Source organism: Streptomyces sp. NPDC057271, from assembly GCF_042668715.1.
In the GTDB taxonomy this organism is placed as follows: Bacteria; Actinomycetota; Actinomycetes; order Streptomycetales; family Streptomycetaceae; genus Streptomyces.
In genome coordinates this window covers 34,074-53,856 of sequence record NZ_JBHUYJ010000048.1, presented here as the reverse complement: position 1 = coordinate 53,856, position 19,783 = coordinate 34,074, and the positions used below count along the sequence as shown (strand labels likewise).

Here is a 19,783-nt window from a genome sequence, read left to right as displayed (position 1 = left end):
GGGGGGAACGCGGCGAGGCCCGTACGGAGCGGTCTCCGTAGGGGCCCCACGCCGGCCGCTCACCACCTCGGGCCGTTGACGACCTCGGGCGGTGTTGACGACCTCGGGCCGTCGACGACCTCGGGCCGTTAAAGGCCGGCCGCCTCCGACAGGTCGCGCTTGATCGCGGCGAGGATCTCGGCGCCCGTCGCGCGCGCCGTCGCCAGCTCGCTCGCGTCGGCGACCGGGACCACGACCTCCAGGTAGCACTTGAGCTTGGGCTCGGTGCCGGACGGGCGGACGATCACCCGGGCCTTGTAGTCGCCCTCCAGGTAGTACCGCAGTCCGTCCGTCGGGGGCAGCTGCTCCGTGCCCTTCGTCAGGTCCTCGGCCGTGGTGACCGTCAGTCCCGCGAGGTGGACCGGCGGCCGCGAGCGCAGCGCGCTCATCGCGTTCGCGATGATGCTCAGGTCCTCGACCCGCACCGACAGCTGGTCCGTGGCGTGCAGCCCGTGGGCCACCGCCAGGTCGTCCAGCAGATCGGTCAGCGTGCGGTCCTGCTCCTTGAGCTCCGAGGCCAGCTCGGCGACGAGCAGCGCCGCCGTGATGCCGTCCTTGTCACGGACGCCCTCGGGGTCGACGCAGTAGCCCAGCGCCTCCTCGTAGCCGTATCGCAGGCCCTCCACGCGGGCGATCCACTTGAAGCCGGTCAGCGTCTCCTCGTAGCCGACGCCCGCCGCCTCGGCGATCCGGCCGAGCAGCGAGGACGACACGATCGACTCGGCGAAGACGCTCTTCTTCCCGTTGCGCGAGACGCCCTTGTGCACCAGGTGCGCCGCGAGCAGCGCGCCCACCTCGTCGCCGCGCAGCATCCGCCAGCCGCCCTGGACCGTCGGGTCCGGCACGGCCACGGCGCAGCGGTCGGCGTCCGGGTCGTTGGCGATGACGATGTCGGGCTCCACGGCGCGGGCCGCCTCCAAGGCGAGGTCCATCGCGCCCGGCTCCTCCGGGTTGGGGAAGGCGACCGTCGGGAACGCCGGGTCCGGCTCGGCCTGCTCGGCGACGAGCACGGGCGGCGGGAAGCCGGCGCGGGCGAAGGCGGCCGTGACGACGTCCTTGCCGACGCCGTGCATCGCGGTGTAGACGGTGCGGACGCCCCGCGGGGAGCCCGGGGTCAGGACGGCGTCCGTACGGGCCAGGTAGGCCTCGAGGACCTCGTCGCCGAGGGTCTCCCAGCCGTCGGTCGCACGAGGGACGTCGGCGAGCGAGCGCACCGCGTCGATCTCGGCGGCGATCTCGGCGTCGGCGGGCGGCACGATCTGCGAGCCGTCGCCGAGGTAGACCTTGTAGCCGTTGTCACGCGGCGGGTTGTGGCTCGCGGTGACCTCGACACCGGCGACGGCGCCCAGATGCCTTATGGCGTATGCCAGGACGGGAGTCGGCAGCGGGCGGGGGAGCAGGGCCGCGCGCAGACCGGCACCGGTCATCACGGCGGCGGTGTCGCGCGCGAAGTCGGCCGACTTGTAGCGGGCGTCGTAGCCGATGACGACGAGCCCTCCGGCGTGGCCCTTCGCCTTCAGGTACGCGGCGAGACCGGCGGCGGCCCTGATGACGACCGAACGGTTCATCCGCATCGGACCGGCGCCCAGCTCGCCGCGGAGACCCGCGGTGCCGAACTGGAGCGTGCCGCTGAACCGGGCGGCGAGCCCGTCGGTCCCACCGGCCTCGATGAGCTTGGCCAGCTCGTCGCGGGTCTCCGGGTCGGGGTCCTCCGCGAGCCATGCCTGGGCTCGGGCGAGGAGGTCGTCCTGCGTCACGGTGTGCCTTTCGGGGGTACGGGAGGGATGGGCGCGGGCTCGGGCGCGGCGGCGGCGGGGGTCGGGAGCGAGGGTCGGGCGCGGGCGGGTGGGCGCGGGCGGGTGGGCGCGGGTGGGCCGCTGCGCGGAGCCTTTCCCCGCCCCGCCCCTTCCCGAACGGGGGCAGGCCCCCGGGCCCCCGTCGGGGTGCCCGGCGTTGCCCGGCATGCCCGCAGGGCGCAGGACCGCGGCCGCGGTCTCGAGACGCCGGACGGGCTGGACTCCGCCCGCAGGGCGCGGTCCAGCCCCGGCGCCGTCAGATGCGGTCGAGGACCCGCGTCAGGAGCTCGCCCATCCGGGCGGCCGAGTCGCGGCCCGCCTGGAGGACCTCTTCGTGGTTCAGCGGCTCACCCGACAGGCCCGCCGCCAGATTGGTGACGAGGGAGATGCCCAGGACCTCGGCGCCCGCCTCGCGGGCCGCGATGGCCTCAAGGACGGTGGACATGCCGACCAGGTCGCCGCCCATGACGCGGACCATGTTGATCTCGGCCGGGGTCTCGTAGTGCGGCCCGGGGAACTGCACGTAGACGCCCTCTTCGAGGGTCTCGTCGACCTCCTTGCACAGGGCGCGCAGCCGCGGCGAGTACAGGTCGGTGAGGTCCACGAAGTTGGCGCCGACGATCGGGGAGGCGGCCGTCAGGTTGAGGTGGTCGCTGATCAGGACCGGCTGGCCGGGGCGCATGCCCTCACGCAGACCGCCGCAGCCGTTGGTCAGGACGACGGTCTTGCAGCCGGCGGCGACGGCGGTGCGCACCCCGTGGGCGACGGAGGCGACGCCCCGGCCCTCGTAGAAGTGTGTGCGGCCCAGGAAGACCAGGACGTGCTTGGCGCCGATCTTGTACGAGCGGACCTTGCCGCCGTGTCCCTCGACGGCCGGCGGCGGGAAGCCGGGCAGCTCGGTCACGGGGAACTCGGCCTCCGGAGCGCCGAGCGCGTCGACGGCCGGCGCCCAGCCGGAGCCCATGACGAGCGCCACGTCGTGGTTCTCGATTCCGGTCAGCTCGCGAAGTCGCGCGGCTGCGGCCTCGGCGGCCTCGTACGGGGTGGCAGTTGCGTTCACTGACTCTCTCGCCTCGGGGAGGGGGGTCCGAGGGGAGCCCCGGACGGATTTCGTACCCGCAGAAGCGTAGCCCGAGAATTCCTACGCGCGTAGATGACAGTGCGGACGGACATGCGATCGTTGTCTTGTCGTTTCCGACAAACGGCGCCCCGGCCCCGGGCCTCCCGGGTCTCACGGTCGGTCCGGGCGCGTCGGCGACGCGTCAGCACGGACGCTTGCGCAGCTCCATCACGTAGTCGTGGGGGGCGCCCGCGGACTCCGCCGCGTCGGCGACCTCGCCCAGGTAGCGGGCCGAGGGCAGCCCGCCCTCGTAGGCGTTCAGGACGTAGACCCAGGCGGACTCGTCGCCGTCCAGGGTGTGCACGCGCACCCGCATCCGCCGGTAGATGTCGAGGCCGACGCCCTCCCAGCGGTCCATCGACTCCTCGTCCATCGGAGCGATGTCGTACAGCGCGACGAAGACCTGGGACCGCGGGGCCTCGACGATCGTGGCCAGCGCCCCCTCCCAGCCCATCTGCTCGCCGCCGAAGGTGAGCCGCCAGCCGTTCAGCCAGCCGGTGCCGCGCAGCGGGGAGTGCGGGGCGCGGCGGGTCATGAGCCGCGCGTCGAGGTTGCCGGCGTACGCGGCGTAGAGCGACATGGGGTCGAGGGTACGGGAGGGGGGCGGGTGTCCGTGGATGTCGGTGACCGGGCAGCGGCGGGGACCGTACGGAGCCCCCGGGGAGAGACCACCGCCGGCGTACGGGACAATGGGGTACGCACTTGAAGCGTGCGGGACAATGGCGTACGCACTGCAGCCCAGCGGGGGACCCCCCGGCAGAACGAGAGCGCGAGGCGTAGATCCCAGTGACCCGGATCGTGATCATCGGCGGCGGACCCGGCGGATACGAGGCTGCCCTGGTGGGCGCCCAACTCGGCGCGGAGGTGACCGTCGTCGACTGCGACGGTCTCGGCGGCGCGTCCGTCCTGACCGACTGCGTCCCCTCCAAGACGCTCATCGCGACGGCCGAGGTGATGACCACCTTCGACTCCTCGTACGAGGAGCTGGGCATCATCGTCGCCGACGACACCCCCCACGTGGAGCAGGCCGCCCGCGTCGTGGGCGTCGACCTCGGCAAGGTCAACCGCCGGGTGAAGCGCCTCGCGCTCGCCCAGTCCCACGACATCACCGCCGCCGTCACCCGGGCCGGCGCCCGGGTGCTGCGCGGCCGTGGCCGGCTCTCCGGCCGCCAGGCGACGGACGGCTCGCGCCAGGTGATCGTGACCGCCGCCGACGGTTCCGAGGAGACGCTGACCGCCGACGCCGTGCTGATCGCGACCGGCGGCCACCCGCGGGAGCTGCCCGACGCCCAGCCCGACGGCGAGCGGATCCTCAACTGGACCCAGGTCTACGACCTCAAGGAGCTCCCCGAGGAGCTCATTGTGGTCGGTTCCGGTGTCACCGGCGCCGAGTTCGCCGGCGCCTACCAGGCGCTGGGCTCGCGGGTGACCCTGGTCTCCTCCCGTGACCGCGTGCTGCCCGGCGAGGACCCGGACGCCGCCGCCGTCCTGGAGGACGTCTTCCGCCGCCGGGGCATGAACGTCATGGCCCGCTCGCGCGCCGAGTCCGCCAAGAGGGTGGGCGACCGGGTCGAGGTCACCCTCTCCGACGGCCGGGTCATCTCCGGCACCCACTGCCTGATGGCCGTCGGCGCCATCCCGAACTCGGCCGGAATGGGTCTGGAGGAGGCCGGGGTCCGGCTGAAGGACTCCGGGCACATCTGGACCGACAAGGTCTCCCGCACCTCCGCCCCCGGTGTCTACGCGGCCGGTGACGTCACCGGCGTCTTCGCGCTCGCCTCGGTGGCGGCCATGCAGGGCCGGATCGCGATGTACCACTTCCTCGGCGACGCGGTGACCCCGCTGAACCTGAAGACGGTCTCCTCGAACGTCTTCACCGACCCGGAGATCGCCACCGTCGGCTACACGCAGGCCGACGTGGACGCGGGCAAGATCGACGCCCGGGTCGTGAAGCTTCCGCTGCTGCGCAACCCGCGCGCGAAGATGCAGGGCATCCGGGACGGCTTCGTCAAGATCTTCTGCCGCCCGGGCACCGGGATCGTGGTCGGCGGCTGTGTCGTCGCCCCCCGGGCCAGCGAGCTGATCCACCCCATCTCGATCGCGGTCGACAACAATCTGACGGTCGAACAGATCGCAAACGCTTTCACCGTGTACCCCTCCCTGTCGGGCTCGATCGCGGAAGTGGCACGGCAGTTGCACACCCGAAAGGCGACGGGCGAGGGCTGACCCGCCCTCCCGCCTGGGGCGATCTGGACAACCCCCGGCAAGGCGGGGCATGGAACGATCAACGAGGGGGCCTCCCATACCACTTGGAGGTCCCGTCTGTGCGTATCTTCTGCAATTCGGCGCATAGTGCTGAAAAGTTCCGGCCGGTCAGGTTACTGTCAGTTTCGTGTTCGCTGCAGAACGTCGTCAGTTGATCCTCGAAATGGTGCGCGCCAACGGAGCCGTGTCGCTCCGGGAGCTCGCCCGCGTCGTCCAGACCTCAGAAGTGACCGTACGGCGAGACGTGCGGGCCCTTGAGGCAGAAGGACTCCTCGACCGCCGGCACGGCGGTGCGGTACTGCCGGGCGGTTTCACGCGAGAGTCCGGCTTCCCGCAGAAATCCCATCTCGCGACCGCGGAGAAGACGGCCATCGCCGATGTCGCCGCGAGCCTCGTCGAAGAGGGCGAGGCCATCGTCGTCGGCGCCGGGACCACCACGCAGGAGCTGGCGCGCCGGCTCGCCCGCGTGCCCGGCCTCACGGTGGTCACCAACTCCCTGCTCGTCGCCCAGGCGCTGGCCCATGCCAACCGGGTCGAGGTCGTCATGACCGGCGGCACGCTGCGTGGCTCCAACTACGCGCTGGTGGGCAGCGGGGCCGAGCAGTCCCTCCAGGGGCTGCGGGTCTCCCGGGCCTTCCTCTCCGGCAGCGGCCTGACGGCCGAGCGCGGTCTGTCCACGTCCAACATGCTCTCCGCGAGCGTGGACCGGGCGCTGGTGCAGGCGGCGGCGGAGGTCGTGGTCCTGGCCGATCACACCAAGCTCGGCACCGACACCATGTTCCAGACAGTGCCGACGGACGTGATCACCCGGCTGGTCACCGACGAGCCCCCGGCCCACGACGACCGGGCCGCGACGGAGCTCCAGGCACTGGCCGACCAGGGCGTCCAGATCGCCGTGGCGGGCGCGGGTGTGGGCGGTGACGCGGTCCCCCCGCCCGGACGCCCCCGCCGCGACGTCCCCCTCCCGGGGCAGCGGGGTCGGCTCCCGGGCGCTCAACTCCGCAGCGCGGGCGGAGCGTTGACGAGTGAGGTACTCGCCCCCGAGCGCGCGGCGCGGGTGGCCGACATGCGCAGGCGCTGAGAGGCGATCCGGTGGCCCCTCCCCCAGGGGGCCCGGGTGGGAGGGCCCGCCCTCCCGGCTCAGTGCTTCAGGCCCCGCAGGGTCAGTGCGAGCAGGCGGTCTGCCAACTCCTCGTCCTCCGGGGACTCTTCAGCGGCCAGGGCGATCGCGTTGGTGAGCTGCATCAGATCGCCGATCGACACGTCGTCCCGTACCGCGCCGGCCTCCTGGGCACGTGACAGCAAGGTCTCGCCCGCCGCGCGCAGCGGTACACCGCACTGCGCGAGGGCCGAACGCGCTTCCCGCGAGCCCGACATGGCGGTCATCAGCGCCCGAGAGAGCCCACGGTACTCACCCGCATGGGTGATCAGGGAGCGCAGCCACTCCACGAGCGCCGGGCACGGCTCCTCGGCCCCCGCCAGCTCCCGGCCCCGCTCGAGCAGCGCCGCCAGCGCGTCCTGGAACACCGCGTTGATCAGCGCCTCACGGGTGGGGAAGTGCCGGTAGAGCGTCCCGATACCGACCGCCGCCCGACGGGCGACGTCCTCCAGCGAGGCGTCCGTGCCGTGCTCGGCGAAGACGGCGCGGGCCTCGGTCAGCAGCCGCTCGTGGTTGCGGCGCGCGTCGGCACGCATGGGCCTCCCTCCGGATACGGGCGAAGGGCCCGCAGGTGGTGTGCCTGCGAGCCCTTCGTACCGTACCTGTGTCCAGGCCCTGCCACGGATGCGGTGATCAGTCCTTGATCTCGCAGATCGCTGCGCCGGACGTCACCGAGGCGCCGACCTCGGCCGACAGACCCTTGATCGTGCCGGAGCGGTGCGCGTTGAGCGGCTGCTCCATCTTCATGGCCTCCAGGACGACGATCAGATCGCCTTCCTTGACCTCCTGGCCCTCCTCCACCGCGATCTTCACGATGGTGCCCTGCATCGGGGAGGCGAGGGTGTCGCCGGAGGCCGTCGGGCCGGACTTCTTCGCGGCGCGGCGCTTCGGCTTGGCGCCGGCGGCCAGACCCGTACGGGCCAGGGACATGCCGAGCGAGGAGGGGAGGGAGACCTCGAGACGCTTGCCGCCGACCTCGACGACGATGGTCTCGCGGCCGGACTCGTCCTCCTCGGCCTCGGCACCGGCCGGGGCGAAGGGCTTGATCTCGTTGACGAACTCGGTCTCGATCCACCGGGTGTGGACCCGGAAGGGGTCCGCGGTGAACGCCGGGTCGACCACGACGGCCTGGTGGAACGGGATGGCGGTGGCCATGCCCTCGACCTTGAACTCCGCGAGCGCGCGGGCGGCGCGCTGGAGCGCCTGCTCGCGGGTGGCGCCGGTGACGATCAGCTTCGCCAGGAGCGAGTCCCAGGCGGGGCCGATGACCGAGCCGGACTCGACGCCGGCGTCCAGACGGACACCGGGGCCGGTCGGCGGGTTGAACGTCGTGACCGTGCCCGGCGCGGGGAGGAAGTTGCGGCCCGGGTCCTCGCCGTTGATACGGAACTCGAAGGAGTGACCCCTTATGGCCGGGTCGTCGTACCCCAGCTCCTCGCCGTCGGCGATGCGGAACATCTCCCGTACGAGGTCGATGCCGGTGACCTCTTCGGTGACCGGGTGCTCGACCTGGAGGCGGGTGTTGACCTCGAGGAAGGAGATCGTGCCGTCGAGGCCGACGAGGAACTCGACCGTTCCGGCGCCGACGTAGCCGGCCTCCTTCAGGATCGCCTTCGACGCGCTGTAGAGCTGCGCGTTCTGCTCCTCCGTCAGGAACGGGGCCGGGGCCTCCTCCACCAGCTTCTGGTGGCGGCGCTGGAGGGAGCAGTCACGGGTGGAGACGACGACCACGTTGCCGTGGGAGTCGGCCAGGCACTGGGTCTCGACGTGGCGCGGCTTGTCGAGGTAGCGCTCGACGAAGCACTCGCCACGGCCGAACGCGGCGACGGCCTCGCGGACGGCGGAGTCGTACAGCTCGGGGACCTCTTCGAGGGTGCGGGCCACCTTCAGACCGCGGCCGCCACCGCCGAACGCGGCCTTGATCGCGATCGGGAGTCCGTGCTCCTCGGCGAAGGCGACGACCTCGTCGGCCCCGGAGACCGGGTCGGGGGTGCCGGCGACCAGGGGGGCACCGGCGCGCTGCGCGATGTGGCGGGCGGCGACCTTGTCGCCGAGGTCGCGGATCGCCTGCGGCGGCGGGCCGATCCAGGTCAGGCCGGCGTCGAGGACGGCCTGGGCGAAGTCGGCGTTCTCGGAGAGGAAGCCGTACCCGGGGTGGATGGCGTCCGCGCCGGAGTCCTTCGCGGCCTGAAGCACCTTGGCCATGTCCAGATAGCTGGCGGCCGGGGTGTCACCGCCCAGGGCGAACGCCTCGTCGGCCGCGCGGACGTGCAACGCGTCCCGGTCCGGCTCGGCGTAGACGGCTACGCTCGCGATCCCCGCATCCCGGCATGCCCGGGCGACGCGGACAGCGATTTCGCCACGGTTGGCGATGAGCACCTTGCGCACGATGGCTCCCTCCTTGAAAACAAGCTGAGTTTAGGGACTGCCGACACGTCTTTTCGACCCGTCCCCAGTGGTGAGCTTGCCCACACGGAGCGTGATACGAGGCGTTCGGGCTCGTGAAATCCCTTGTCCTGCCACGGTACGCAGGGTTCCTCTACGGCACAGTAGCTCGCCTGTGTGGCACAGGTCTCTGTTCAAGCGATCAGTCGCTGATACGGATTCTTTGTGGAGTCCCTACGAATGGCCCAATGATTCTTTGCGGCGGCTTCGTCCGTCGCCGACCCTTGTCCACGGGTTTACCCGGCAGTAGCCTTCGCGCAGTCGTACGTACTGTCGGTAACAGCCGTATACAGGGGGTGGCCGAGTGGCCCGCAGACCGATAGCGCTCGTGACGGCGGGGGTGCTGTTCCTGGAGGCGCCGGGCATCGTCGCGCTCAACGCCGTCATGGCACGGTTCGTCGAAGCGCAGTCGATGTCCCTCGACGGCCTCGACCCGGACGCGATGGTCACCGGCACATGGGTGCTCGGGATCGTCTCGGGCGTGTTGCTCGCCCTCTGCGCCACCGTCGCGCTGCTCGCCGGCGTCCGCGACAGGCGACCCGGGCGCGCCGGCCGGGCCCTGCTCATCGGCTGCGCCGTGGTCCACGGGCTGCTCGGCGCGGTGACGGTCGGTCTGATCGGCTGGGGTGCCTTCGCTTTCATGACCGTGGTGCTCGGACTGATCGTGCTGACCCTGGTGGCGTACGGAAAGGGCGTCGACGTCCCCGAGGGGGAGCCGGCGCCCGCGTAGCGATCCCGGGGCTCAGTGCCACAGCTCTGTGATGGAGATCCCGAGCTTGCCCAGCAGGGTCCGCAGCAGGGGCAGGGACAGGCCGATCACGTTGCCCGGGTCGCCGTCGATGCCGTCGATGAACGGCGCCGAGCGGCCGTCGAGGGTGAACGCGCCCGCCACGTGCAGCGGCTCGCCGCTCGCCACGTACGCGGCGACCTCGGCGTCGGTGGGCTCGCCGAAGCGCACCACGGTGGAGGCGGTCGCCGACTCGTAGCGCTTCGCGGCCGTGTCGTACACGCAGTGACCCGTCTGGAGGATGCCCACCCGGCCCCGCATGGCCTTCCAGCGGGCGATGGCCTCCTCGGCGTCGGCGGGCTTGCCCAGGGCCTTGCCGTCGAGCTCCAGGACCGAGTCGCAGCCGATGACGAGCGCGCCGAAGACCTCGGGGCGGGCGGCCACGTGGGCGGCCTTGGCCTCGGCGAGCGCGAGGGCGAGTTCGGCGGGGGTCGGGGCGTGCACCTTGTCCTCGTCGACGCCGCTCACGATGACCTCGGGGGCCAGTCCGGCCTGCCGCAGCAGTCCGAGCCGGGCGGGGGAGGCGGAGGCGAGCACGACACGGCGGCGATCAGCAGTCATGGACGAAGCGTAGCCAGTACGGACGCCCCCGGCGCCACACGGCCCGTGACCGGTCGTCAGTGGACGTTGACGACGAACATCGCCACCACCATCGCCAGGGCCAGCAGGATCGACGCGCGGCGCAGCATGGCCTGCATGTCGCGCATCTCCTTCGGCGGCTCGTTCTCCGGGTCGGACCACAGCATGCCTCCGATCCTGCTCGCGCGAGGGCCGGGCCGCCTGAGTACCCGTACTCAGACGAACCCGTGCCGACGAACTAGGCCCGGTCGTCGAAGTGGCGCCGGTAGGGCCCTCGGCGTCCGGTGCCGTGCATCGCAAGGCGGAGGGGCGCCCGACCACTGGACGTACTCGGGTGCTCCGACAACGCGGCGAGGTGCGGTGCCGGGCGTCGCGGGCCAGGCGAGACTTCGACGACAGGGCCTAGTCACGTGGTGGTGAACACCCCGGCGTCCGCCGCCGTCAGCGCCGCCCGGACCGCTCGTTCGGCGTCGTCGGGGCCCAGCGGCTCGCGGCTGATCATGAAGCGGTAGTAGAGCGGGGCCGAGACCGCGCGCAGCAGCTCCAGCGCGTCCGTCTCCGGCGGGATCTCGCCGCGCGACGCGCCCCGCTTGACCACCGGGGCCCATTCCTCCAGCCGGGCCCGGTAGAAGCCGTTCAGCGCCTCGGCGCACTCCTCGTCGCAGGCGGCGGCCGCGATGACGGCGCGGAAGACGCCGCCCATCCGGGGGTCGGTGAGGGTCCGGGTGACGAGCGCGGCGTTGGCCCGCAGGTCCCCGGCCAGGCTTCCGGTGTCGGAGGCCGGCAGGGACTGCTCCGCCATGTCGCGCAGCAGGTCGGCGACGAGGCCGACGGGGGAGCCCCAGCGCCGGTAGACGGTCGTCTTGCCGACGCCCGCGCTCGCGGCGACGTGGTCCATGTTCAGCCCGTGGAACCCCGTGGCGGCCAAGGCGTCCTCGGTCGCTTCGAGGACGGCCCGGCGCACCTTCGCGGTACGGCCCCCGGGACGCAAGGTGCCGGGCACGGCCGGCTGGCTCTCGCTCAAACGGGTCTCCTGTTCCATTAACGTCTTCCAGTCTGCTACGGTTCGGGACATCCTAACGGAACCAGAAGCCCATTAAGGGGTCCCCTCGTGGTTGCCACCGATGTCCGGCCTCAGGCCGACACCCCGCCCGCCGCCCGGATGGACGGACGGATGCGGCTCGTCCTCCTCGTCCTCCTCGTCGCCCAGTTCATGCTGGCCGTCGACTTCTCGATCCTGAACGTCGCACTGCCCGTCATGGGCGAAGGACTCGGCTTCTCCCTGGCCGGGCTCCAGTGGATCGCCACCGCCTTCGCCCTCGCCGCGGCCGGATTCACCCTTCTCCTCGGGCGCGTCGCCGACCTCGTCGGCCGTCGCCGCCTCTTCCTCGCGGGGATGGCGCTCCTCGGGCTCTCCTCCCTCGCCGGCGGCCTCGCCACCGACCCGGCCGTCCTGATGGCCGCGCGCGTCGCCCAGGGCCTCGCCACCGCCGCCGTCACCCCCGCCGGGCTCTCCCTGCTCACCTCCTCGTTCCCGGAGGGTCCCCTGCGGGCCAAGGCGCTCGGGCTCAACGGCGCCCTGATGTCGGCCGGTTTCACCACCGGAGCGATCCTCGGCGGCGTCCTGACCGATCTGCTCTCCTGGCGCTGGGCGTTCTTCATCAACGTGCCCGTCGCCCTCGCCGTCCTCCTCGTCGCCCCCGCCGTGCTCAAGGAGAGCCGTCCCGAGGTCCGCCCCCGCCTCGACATCCCCGGCGCGATCACGGTCACCGGCGGTCTGCTCGCCCTCGTCTACGGCCTCACGACCGAGCCCCTGGCGCTCCCCGTCGGCGTCGCCCTCCTCGTCGCCTTCTGGTTCGTGGAGCGACGCGCCGCCTCGCCCCTCGTCCCCGTACGGATCCTCACCCGCCGCACCGTCGTCTGGGGCAACCTCGCCGGGCTCGTCGCCTTCGTCACCGAGACCTCGCTGGTCTTCCTGATGACGCTCTACCTCCAGGACGTCCTCGGCTTCTCGCCGCTCGCCGCCGGCCTGTCGTTCGGTGTGCTCGGCGTCGGCACGGTCCTCGGCGGAGTCCTCGCGTCGCGCTTCATCGGCCGGTACGGATCCCGTGCCGCCATTGTCGCCGGTGGGCTCCTCCAGGCGGCCGCCACGGTCTCCCTCTACGCCCTCGGCGACGACCGGAGCTGGCTCGGGCTGCTGCTCGTCGCCACCTTCACGGGTGGTGTCGGCAACATGCTCGCCATCGTCGGCTTCATGGTCACCGCCACCTCGGGGCTGCCCGACTCCGAGCAGGGCATGGCCACCGGCCTCGCCACCATGACCCAGCAGATCGGCATCACCATGGGCACGCCGATCATGAGCGCCGTCGTGGTCACCTCCCCCACGGTCCTCGACGGCATCGGGCTCGCGGTCCTCGTCAACGCCGCGATCGTCCTCGCGGGCGCGGTCCTCGCCGGACTCCTCCTGCGCCGCTCGTGACCTTCCCGACCCGCGGTGCGGGTGCGCGAAAGGCCGGACCCCCCCGCACAAGGGGTCCGGCCTTCGGCGTACAGGTCTCGCTACGCGGGCCAGTAGGACCGCGCCCATGAGCGCGGCCCGGGCCGGGGGCGTGCCGAACGGGCGATACGGGCCGGGTCCGACCAGCCCTCCGGGGCCACCGGGCCGCCGCCGTCCGCGGCCGCAGCCGCCGTCGCCGCGGCCCGGGCCTGGACCACCGCCAGTGCGGCGGCCAGCTCCTCCGGGGTCGGATTACCTCGTACGACCTTGATCATGTCGACTCCCAGAGGCCTAGAGGGGGATGTTGCCGTGCTTCTTCGGAGGCAGGGATTCCCGCTTCGTACGCAGCTGACGCAGACCCTTCACGATCTGCGGGCGGGTGTCCGACGGCAGGATCACCCCGTCGACGTAGCCGCGCTCGGCCGCCGTGTACGGATTGAGCAGCGTGTCCTCGTACTCCTGGATCAGCCGCGCCCGCTCCGCCGCCGCCTCGTCTGCGTCCTTTGCCGCCTCGATCGTGCGACGGTGCAGGATGTTGACCGCGCCCTGCGCGCCCATGACCGCGATCTGCGCGGTGGGCCACGCCAGGTTCAGGTCGGCGCCCAGGTGCTTGGAGCCCATGACGTCGTACGCGCCGCCGAACGCCTTGCGGGTGATGACGGTGATCAGCGGGACGGTCGCCTCGGCGTACGCGTAGATCAGCTTGGCGCCCCGGCGGATGATGCCGCCGTACTCCTGGTCGACACCGGGCAGGAAGCCCGGCACGTCGACGAAGGTGATGACCGGGATGTTGAAGGCGTCGCAGGTACGGACGAAACGCGCCGCCTTCTCGCTCGCGTCGATGTCCAGGCAGCCGGCGAACTGCATCGGCTGGTTGGCGACGATGCCGACGGGGAAGCCCTCGACGCGGCCGAAGCCGGTCAGGATGTTCGGCGCGAACAGGGCCTGGGTCTCCAGGAACTCGCCGTCGTCGACGATGTGCTCGATGACGGTGTGCATGTCGTACGGCTGGTTCGCGGAGTCCGGGATCAGGACGTCCAGCTCGCGGTCCTCGTCGTTCACCTCCGTCTCGGCGACCTCCGGGAAGGCCGGCGGCTCCGACAGGTTGTTCGAGGGGAGGTACGACAGCAGGGACTTGACGTACTCGATCGCGTCCTTCTCGTCGCCCGCCATGTGGTGCGCGACACCGGAGGTGGTGTTGTGCGTACGGGCGCCGCCCAGCTCCTCGAAGCCCACGTCCTCGCCGGTGACCGTCTTGATGACGTCGGGTCCGGTGATGAACATGTGCGAGGTCTGGTCGACCATGACGGTGAAGTCGGTGATGGCCGGGGAGTACACGGCCCCGCCGGCGCACGGCCCGACGACCAGGCTGATCTGCGGGATCACGCCGGAGGCGTGGGTGTTGCGGCGGAAGATCTCGCCGTACATGCCGAGGGCCATGACGCCCTCCTGGATCCGCGCGCCGCCCGAGTCGTTGATCCCGACCACCGGGCAGCCGGTCTTCAGCGCGAAGTCCATCACCTTCATGATCTTCTGGCCGAAGACCTCGCCGAGCGCGCCGCCGAAGACCGTGAAGTCCTGCGAGAACACGGCGACCGGGCGGCCGTCGACGGTGCCGTAGCCGGTGACCACGCCGTCGCCGTACGGCCGGGTCCTCTCCAGGCCGAAGTTGGTCGACCGGTGCCGGGCCAGCTCGTCGAGCTCCACGAACGAGCCCTCGTCGAGCAGGAGCGCGATCCGCTCGCGCGCGGTCAGCTTGCCCTTCGCGTGCTGCTTCTCCACCGCCCGTTCGGAGCCGGCGTGGGTCGCCTCGTCAATGCGGCGCTGCAGATCCGCGATCTTGCCCGCGGTCGTGTGAATGTCGATTTCTTGCGGCTCTACCGACTCGGACATCGGGATGCGGCTCCCTGCCTGGTCACGGGGGTTCGTTGGGTACGAATGGGCTACTGCCCGGCTACTGATCCGTAGGGTATCGACGCCCATACGGTTCGGCACTGCGGTCTTTGCCACACCTAGTCTGGCTTGCATGACGTCCTCCGATGCCTCAGGAGCGCGGTGGTCCGACCTGGACCGGCCCCCGCTCAACGCCGCCGCGCTGCGCCGCGCGCTCGTCCACTCCGACGGTCTGTGGACCTCGCTCGACCTCGTCACCACGACGGGCTCCACCAACACCGACCTGGCCGCGCGCGCGGACGAGCTGCCCGAGGGCGCGGTGCTCGTCGCCGAGGAGCAGACCTCGGGGCGCGGCCGCCTCGACCGGGACTGGGTGTCGCCGCCTTGGGCCGGGATCTTCGTCTCCGTCCTGTTCAAGCCGGACGTGCCGGTGCACCGCTGGGGCTGGCTCCCGCTGCTCGCCGGCGTCGCCGCGTCGACCGGGCTCGCGAAGGCCGCCGGCGTGGACCTCTCCCTCAAGTGGCCGAACGACCTGCTGGTTTCGGTCGGGGGCGAGGAGCGGAAGACCGGCGGGATCCTCGCCGAGCGGGCGGGCGAGGACGGCATCGTCGTCGGCATCGGCGTCAACGTGACGCTGAAGGAGGACGAGCTGCCGGTGCCGGGCGCGGGCTCCCTGCTCCTGGCGAACGCGATCTCGACCGACCGGGACACGCTGCTGCGGGCGGTCCTGCGGTCGCTGGAGCACTGGTACGGGGAGTGGGTGCGCGCGGACGGCGACCCCGAGGCGTCCGGGCTGCAGGCGGCGTACACGACGGGCTGCTCGACCCTGGGCCGCCACATCAGGGCCGACCTCCCGGGCGAACGGATGCTGGAGGGCGAGGCGGTGGCCCTGGACGGCGACGGGCGCCTGGTGGTGGAGACGGAGGGCGGCGGCACGGAGGCGGTGGCGGCGGGCGACATCGTCCACGTCCGGGCGACCCCGTAACGCCGGGCCCGCCGCGCTCAGGGCCCCGGCTCGTGGGCATCCGTGCCGCCGGAGCCGGAGCCGGAGCCGGAGCCGGAGCCGGAGCTGGAGCCGGAGCTGGAGCCGGAGCCGGGGGTGCCCACGGACCCACGGACGGAGCCCGGGGGACGGTGGGCGCACCCGGGGGCCGGTGCCCCGGCGGGACGCGTGCCCGCGACGGGGGTCGGCGGGACGCGTGCCCGCGACGGGGGGTGCGGGCGGGTGACGCGCGCCTGTGGCGCGACGGGCCACCACGGGGCGGGGGTACCCCGCTCGGCGGGGTGGATGTACGCCGCGGGCGTGAGCTGGCACACACCTGTCGTATCGTGGAGCGCGATCCATGGCGACAGATCGGCAGGGCAGTGGGCAGGGAACGGGCAGGAGGCGGCCGGTGACCGTCGACGACGCGCACAACGGCGGCGAGGCCGAGCCACCGGCGTACCCCACCCCGCACCACCATGTCGACCATACGGCGGAGCCGACCGACGATCCCCTCGCGATCCGCCTCGAACAGCTCATCCTCGGCGCGGACCGCCGCTACACCCCCTTCCAGGCCGCCCGCACCGCCGGCGTCTCCATGGAGCTGGCCTCTCGCTTCTGGCGCGCCATGGGCTTCGCCGACATCGGTCAGGCCAAGGCGCTCACCGAGGCCGACGTCCTCGCCCTGCGTCGCCTCGCCGGTCTCGTCGAGGCCGGACTGCTCAGCGAGCCGATGGCCGTCCAGGTCGCCCGGTCCACCGGACAGACCACCGCCCGGCTCGCCGAGTGGCAGATCGACTCGTTCCTGGAGGGCCTCACCGAGCCGCCCGAGCCCGGAATGACCCGTACCGAGGTGACGTACCCCCTCGTCGAGCTGCTCCTGCCCGAGCTGGAGGAGTTCCTGATCTACGTCTGGCGCCGCCAGCTCGCCGCCGCCACCGGCCGCGTCGTGCAGGCCGCGGACGACGAGGAGATGGTCGACCGCCGGCTCGCCGTCGGCTTCGCCGACCTCGTCGGGTTCACCCGGCTGACCCGCCGCCTGGAGGAGGAGGAGCTGGGCGAACTCGTCGAGGCCTTCGAGACCACCTGCGCCGACCTCGTCGCCGCCCACGGCGGCCGCCTCATCAAGACGCTCGGTGACGAGGTGCTCTACGCCGCCGACGACGCCGGCACCGCCGCCGAGATCGCGCTGCGGCTGATCGAGACGCTCAGTCACGACGAGACGATGCCCGCCCTGCGCGTCGGCATCGCCTTCGGCACGGTGACGACCCGGATGGGCGATGTCTTCGGTACGACGGTGAACCTGGCGAGCCGTCTCACCTCGATAGCGCCCAAGGACACCGTCCTGGTCGACGGGGCACTCGCCGAGGAGCTGACCCGGACCGGCGACGCGCCCGTCTCCGAGACGCGGGCCGCCGAGGAGACCGCCCGCGCCGAGAAGGAGGGCGAGCAGCCTCCGTCGTACCGCTTCGCGCTCCAGCCGATGTGGCAGCGGCCCGTGCGCGGTCTCGGTGTCGTGGAGCCCTGGCACCTGACCCGCCGCCCCACCTAGGATCCGGTGAACAGTCGTTAACAGGCGTTAACCGGGAGGGTGTGGTCATGTCCGAGCAGCGTTTTGGTGAGTTCGTCGCGGTCCGGAGGCACGAGCACGTCGCCGAGCTGGTCCTCGACCGGCCCAAGGCGATGAACGCGGTCTCCCTGGAGATGGCGCGCTCGATCAGCGCGGCCTGCGCGGCGCTCGGCGCGGACGACACGGTACGGGTGACGGTACTGACGTCCTCCAACGACAAGGCCTTCTGTGTCGGCGCCGATCTCAAGGAGCGGAACTCCTTCACGGACGCCGACATGGTCCGTCAGCGCCCCGTCTCGCGCGGCGCCTACGGGGGCGTGCTCGACCTGCCGATGCCCACCGTCGCCGCGGTCCACGGCTTCGCGCTGGGCGGCGGATACGAGCTGGCGCTCGCCTGCGACGTGATCGTGGCCGACGCGACGGCCGTCGTCGGGCTGCCGGAGGTCTCGGTGGGCGTGATCCCGGGCGGCGGCGGTACGCAGCTGCTCCCGCGCCGGGTGGGCGCGGCGCGTGCCGCCGAGCTGATCTTCACGGCGCGGCGGGTGGAGGCGGTGGAGGCGCGCGAGCTGGGCCTCGTCGATCTGCTGGCGGAGGACGCCCGTGCGGCGGCCCTGGAGCTCGGCGGCCGGATGGCGGCGAACTCTCCGGTCGGTCTGCGCGCCTCCAAGCGCGCGCTGCGGCTCGGTCAGGGCCTGGACCTGAAGGCCGGCCTGGAGGTCGAGGACGCGGCCTGGCGGGCGGTGGCGTTCTCGGGGGACCGGGCCGAGGGCGTGGCGGCGTTCAACGAGAAGCGGAAGCCGGAGTGGCCGGGCGTCTGAGAATCTCTCGGATTCCTCCTGGACTGTCACTTTCCGTGATGCTCCACACGTAAAAACGGACGAAACGTCCCTAAGCTGGAGAAATGGGAGAGGATGTGCGGCTGCGGGCCGTAGTGGCGCTGGCGCAGGTGATGGCGGCGGCGCACACCCCGCGCGAGTTCTGGCGTGCCGCGGCGCTGGGTGCCCGCGACGCGCTCGGCGGGAGCTTCGCCGCACTGTCGGTCTGGGAGCGTGACCACGGCCGGCTGAAGGTACTGGTGAACGCCGGAGAGCGGGCGGTGGGGGAGGAGGAGTTCCCCGACGCGGAGACGTATCCCGTGCACCAGTTCCCCGAGATCACCGAGTTCCTGCACGCGCGGTGGGCGGGCGGCGGCGAGCCGGACGCCTGGGTGGAGACCGCGGGCGACCGCGTCCCGACCGGCCGTGTCACCGGACTGCGCAGGCGCGGGCGCGGCTGCTGCGTGGTCGCGCCGGTCGTGCTGCACGGACGGGCCTGGGGTGAGCTGTACGTGGCCCGCCCGGCCGGGGTGCTGGTCTTCGACCGTGACGACGCGGACTTCGCCGCGGTGCTCGCTGCGGTGGTCGCGGCGGGCATCGCCCAGTCGGAGCGCCTGGAGGAGGTGCGGAAACTGGCCTTCACCGACCCGCTGACCGGCCTCGCCAACCGTCGCGCGGTCGACACCCGGCTCGACGAGGCGATCGAGCGCTACCGGACGGACGGCTCCGTGGTGAGTCTGGTGGTCTGCGACCTGAACGGTCTGAAGCGGGTCAACGACACCCATGGGCACGCGGTCGGAGACCGGCTTCTGGAACGGTTCGGTTCGGTGCTCTCCCGGTGCGGGGCGATGCTCCCCGGCGCCCTCTCGGCGCGCCTCGGCGGCGACGAGTTCTGTCTGCTCTCGGTCGGTCCCACGTCGGACGAGGTGGTGGCCGTCGCGGACGAACTCTGCGTCCGCGCCGGCGAACTGGAGCTGGGCGAGGGCGTCGCCTGCGGGGTGGCCTCCACGGGCGACCCCATCGGTCCGGTCAAGTCCGCCCGCCGCCTGTTCCGGCTGGCCGACGCGGCCCAGTACCAGGCCAAGGCGGCCCGCTCGGTGAAGCCGGTGGTGGCGGGCCGCGACGGCACGGTCATCCGCCTCGCCGACGCCCCGCCCGGCGCGCGCGACCGCAGGCGCTTCCGCGACGCACCGCCCGCACCGCCGACACCGCCCGCACCGCCTGCGCCCTCGGCACCGACGGAGGGCCAGGGCCCCGACGCCCCGCCGGTGCGCTGAACGGGGGGCGTACGCGGTCCGCCCGCTCCTCTCGCGAAGGAGGACGGGCGTGGGCGGGTGGGCACGCGGGCGTGGTCGCGTGTGGGCGTGGGTGTGGGTGGGCGCGCGTGGGTGTGGGCGGGTGGGGGCCGAGCCGGCCCGGGGAGGCGTGTCCCGGGCCGGCCGGCAGGTCCTACCGGTTCCGCGCCTCGGTCACGAGGCGATTGGCCGTGGTGAGCGCGAGGTCGGGTACGGCCTGACGGAGCGCCGCCACGGCCGCCGTGTGGTTACCGTCGGCGCCGACGCCGGCGTCGGAGAGAACGCGGCGCACCCACTGGCTGACGACCTCGTCCTCGGTGCGTGCGCACTGAGCCTCGATGATGTCGACCGCTCGCTGGAGACCGGCCTGTTCGTGGGGACCGGCCGTGGTCAGGGCCTCTCGGACGGACGCGAGAATGTCGGCACTCTCGCGCAACACGATCACGGGTGCTTTCCCGAACAGCATGACTTTTCCTCCTGGGAGTGGAGCGAGAAGCGGGCGCGACGCGTTCCGCGGCACACGCCGCGCCCTTGTGCATTC

19 protein-coding genes are annotated in these 19,783 nt (G+C 72.3%); 8 read left to right on the top strand and 11 right to left on the bottom strand.

Annotated elements, in window-relative coordinates:
* Positions 1 to 128 precede the first annotated feature (128 nt).
* From ACFUJR_RS22335 to ACFUJR_RS22325, 3 genes are all read right to left on the bottom strand, one after another.
* The gene (locus ACFUJR_RS22335) at positions 129 to 1,796 is read right to left on the bottom strand and encodes a phospho-sugar mutase (RefSeq protein ID WP_383163176.1); all 1,668 of its coding nucleotides are present in this window, start codon (positions 1,794 to 1,796) and stop codon (positions 129 to 131) included.
* A gap of 295 nt (positions 1,797 to 2,091) precedes the next feature.
* On the bottom strand, positions 2,092 to 2,895 hold the full coding sequence (locus ACFUJR_RS22330) for a purine-nucleoside phosphorylase (protein ID WP_383163174.1): 804 nt from the start codon (positions 2,893 to 2,895) through the stop codon (positions 2,092 to 2,094).
* A gap of 202 nt (positions 2,896 to 3,097) precedes the next feature.
* Positions 3,098 to 3,535, bottom strand: coding sequence for a gamma-glutamylcyclotransferase (locus ACFUJR_RS22325; protein WP_352190175.1), 438 nt, complete (start codon positions 3,533 to 3,535; stop codon positions 3,098 to 3,100).
* A 206-nt stretch (positions 3,536 to 3,741) separates the two neighbouring features.
* Here ACFUJR_RS22325 and ACFUJR_RS22320 point away from each other — a divergent pair, with 206 nt between their 5' ends.
* Together ACFUJR_RS22320 and ACFUJR_RS22315 are read left to right on the top strand one after the other, a co-directional pair.
* Positions 3,742 to 5,181, top strand: coding sequence for an NAD(P)H-quinone dehydrogenase (locus tag ACFUJR_RS22320; RefSeq protein WP_383163172.1), 1,440 nt, complete (start codon positions 3,742 to 3,744; stop codon positions 5,179 to 5,181).
* Between the two features lie 166 nt (positions 5,182 to 5,347).
* Positions 5,348 to 6,301 (top strand): DeoR/GlpR family DNA-binding transcription regulator, encoded by a 954-nt coding sequence (locus tag ACFUJR_RS22315; RefSeq protein WP_383163170.1) that lies wholly within the window; start codon positions 5,348 to 5,350, stop codon positions 6,299 to 6,301.
* A 59-nt stretch (positions 6,302 to 6,360) separates the two neighbouring features.
* Here the strand turns inward: ACFUJR_RS22315 and ACFUJR_RS22310 are convergent, their stop codons facing one another.
* Both ACFUJR_RS22310 and ACFUJR_RS22305 read right to left on the bottom strand, forming a co-directional pair.
* Positions 6,361 to 6,915 carry a TetR/AcrR family transcriptional regulator gene (locus ACFUJR_RS22310; protein WP_383163168.1) on the bottom strand — a complete coding sequence of 185 codons (555 nt, stop codon included), beginning with the start codon at positions 6,913 to 6,915 and terminating at the stop codon, positions 6,361 to 6,363.
* 97 nt (positions 6,916 to 7,012) lie between these two features.
* Positions 7,013 to 8,767 (bottom strand): acetyl/propionyl/methylcrotonyl-CoA carboxylase subunit alpha, encoded by a 1,755-nt coding sequence (locus ACFUJR_RS22305; protein WP_383163166.1) that lies wholly within the window; start codon positions 8,765 to 8,767, stop codon positions 7,013 to 7,015.
* Positions 8,768 to 9,128: 361 nt separating this feature from the next.
* Between ACFUJR_RS22305 and ACFUJR_RS22300 the strand changes: the two genes are divergently transcribed.
* Complete coding sequence (locus ACFUJR_RS22300) at positions 9,129 to 9,554, top strand: hypothetical protein (RefSeq protein ID WP_383163165.1); 426 nt, start codon at positions 9,129 to 9,131, stop codon at positions 9,552 to 9,554.
* Positions 9,555 to 9,566: 12 nt separating this feature from the next.
* Here the strand turns inward: ACFUJR_RS22300 and ACFUJR_RS22295 are convergent, their stop codons facing one another.
* The 3 genes from ACFUJR_RS22295 to ACFUJR_RS22285 all read right to left on the bottom strand — a co-directional run bounded on the left by ACFUJR_RS22295 (position 9,567) and on the right by ACFUJR_RS22285 (position 11,232).
* Positions 9,567 to 10,172: a nucleoside triphosphate pyrophosphatase gene (locus ACFUJR_RS22295; protein WP_383163164.1), complete on the bottom strand. Its 606-nt coding sequence runs from the start codon at positions 10,170 to 10,172 to the stop codon at positions 9,567 to 9,569.
* Between the two features lie 56 nt (positions 10,173 to 10,228).
* A complete protein-coding gene (mmpB, locus tag ACFUJR_RS22290) occupies positions 10,229 to 10,357 on the bottom strand; it encodes a morphogenic membrane protein MmpB (RefSeq protein ID WP_352190148.1) in 129 nt (42 codons plus the stop codon).
* Positions 10,358 to 10,596: 239 nt separating this feature from the next.
* Positions 10,597 to 11,232: a TetR/AcrR family transcriptional regulator gene (locus ACFUJR_RS22285; RefSeq protein WP_383163161.1), complete on the bottom strand. Its 636-nt coding sequence runs from the start codon at positions 11,230 to 11,232 to the stop codon at positions 10,597 to 10,599.
* Between the two features lie 120 nt (positions 11,233 to 11,352).
* On the opposite strand from ACFUJR_RS22285, the gene ACFUJR_RS22280 reads away from it, so the two are divergent.
* Positions 11,353 to 12,669: an MFS transporter gene (locus ACFUJR_RS22280; RefSeq protein ID WP_383163311.1), complete on the top strand. Its 1,317-nt coding sequence runs from the start codon at positions 11,353 to 11,355 to the stop codon at positions 12,667 to 12,669.
* Between the two features lie 80 nt (positions 12,670 to 12,749).
* Here the strand turns inward: ACFUJR_RS22280 and ACFUJR_RS22275 are convergent, their stop codons facing one another.
* Entirely contained in the window at positions 12,750 to 12,962 is a 213-nt protein-coding gene (locus ACFUJR_RS22275; protein WP_383163159.1) for an acyl-CoA carboxylase epsilon subunit, read from the bottom strand.
* Between the two features lie 16 nt (positions 12,963 to 12,978).
* Positions 12,979 to 14,580 carry an acyl-CoA carboxylase subunit beta gene (locus ACFUJR_RS22270; RefSeq protein ID WP_383163157.1) on the bottom strand — a complete coding sequence of 534 codons (1,602 nt, stop codon included), beginning with the start codon at positions 14,578 to 14,580 and terminating at the stop codon, positions 12,979 to 12,981.
* Between the two features lie 133 nt (positions 14,581 to 14,713).
* Between ACFUJR_RS22270 and ACFUJR_RS22265 the strand changes: the two genes are divergently transcribed.
* From ACFUJR_RS22265 to ACFUJR_RS22250, 4 genes are all read left to right on the top strand, one after another.
* On the top strand, positions 14,714 to 15,565 hold the full coding sequence (locus tag ACFUJR_RS22265) for a biotin--[acetyl-CoA-carboxylase] ligase (RefSeq protein WP_383163155.1): 852 nt from the start codon (positions 14,714 to 14,716) through the stop codon (positions 15,563 to 15,565).
* Positions 15,566 to 15,974: 409 nt separating this feature from the next.
* Positions 15,975 to 17,114 carry an adenylate/guanylate cyclase domain-containing protein gene (locus ACFUJR_RS22260; protein WP_383163153.1) on the top strand — a complete coding sequence of 380 codons (1,140 nt, stop codon included), beginning with the start codon at positions 15,975 to 15,977 and terminating at the stop codon, positions 17,112 to 17,114.
* Positions 17,115 to 17,161: 47 nt separating this feature from the next.
* On the top strand, positions 17,162 to 17,950 hold the full coding sequence (locus ACFUJR_RS22255; RefSeq protein ID WP_383163151.1) for an enoyl-CoA hydratase/isomerase family protein: 789 nt from the start codon (positions 17,162 to 17,164) through the stop codon (positions 17,948 to 17,950).
* Between the two features lie 83 nt (positions 17,951 to 18,033).
* Entirely contained in the window at positions 18,034 to 19,224 is a 1,191-nt protein-coding gene (locus tag ACFUJR_RS22250) for a diguanylate cyclase domain-containing protein (protein ID WP_383163149.1), read from the top strand.
* A 172-nt stretch (positions 19,225 to 19,396) separates the two neighbouring features.
* Here ACFUJR_RS22250 and ACFUJR_RS22245 read toward each other — a convergent pair whose 3' ends face one another.
* On the bottom strand, positions 19,397 to 19,708 hold the full coding sequence (locus ACFUJR_RS22245; protein ID WP_383163147.1) for a hypothetical protein: 312 nt from the start codon (positions 19,706 to 19,708) through the stop codon (positions 19,397 to 19,399).
* Positions 19,709 to 19,783: the final 75 nt, after the last annotated feature.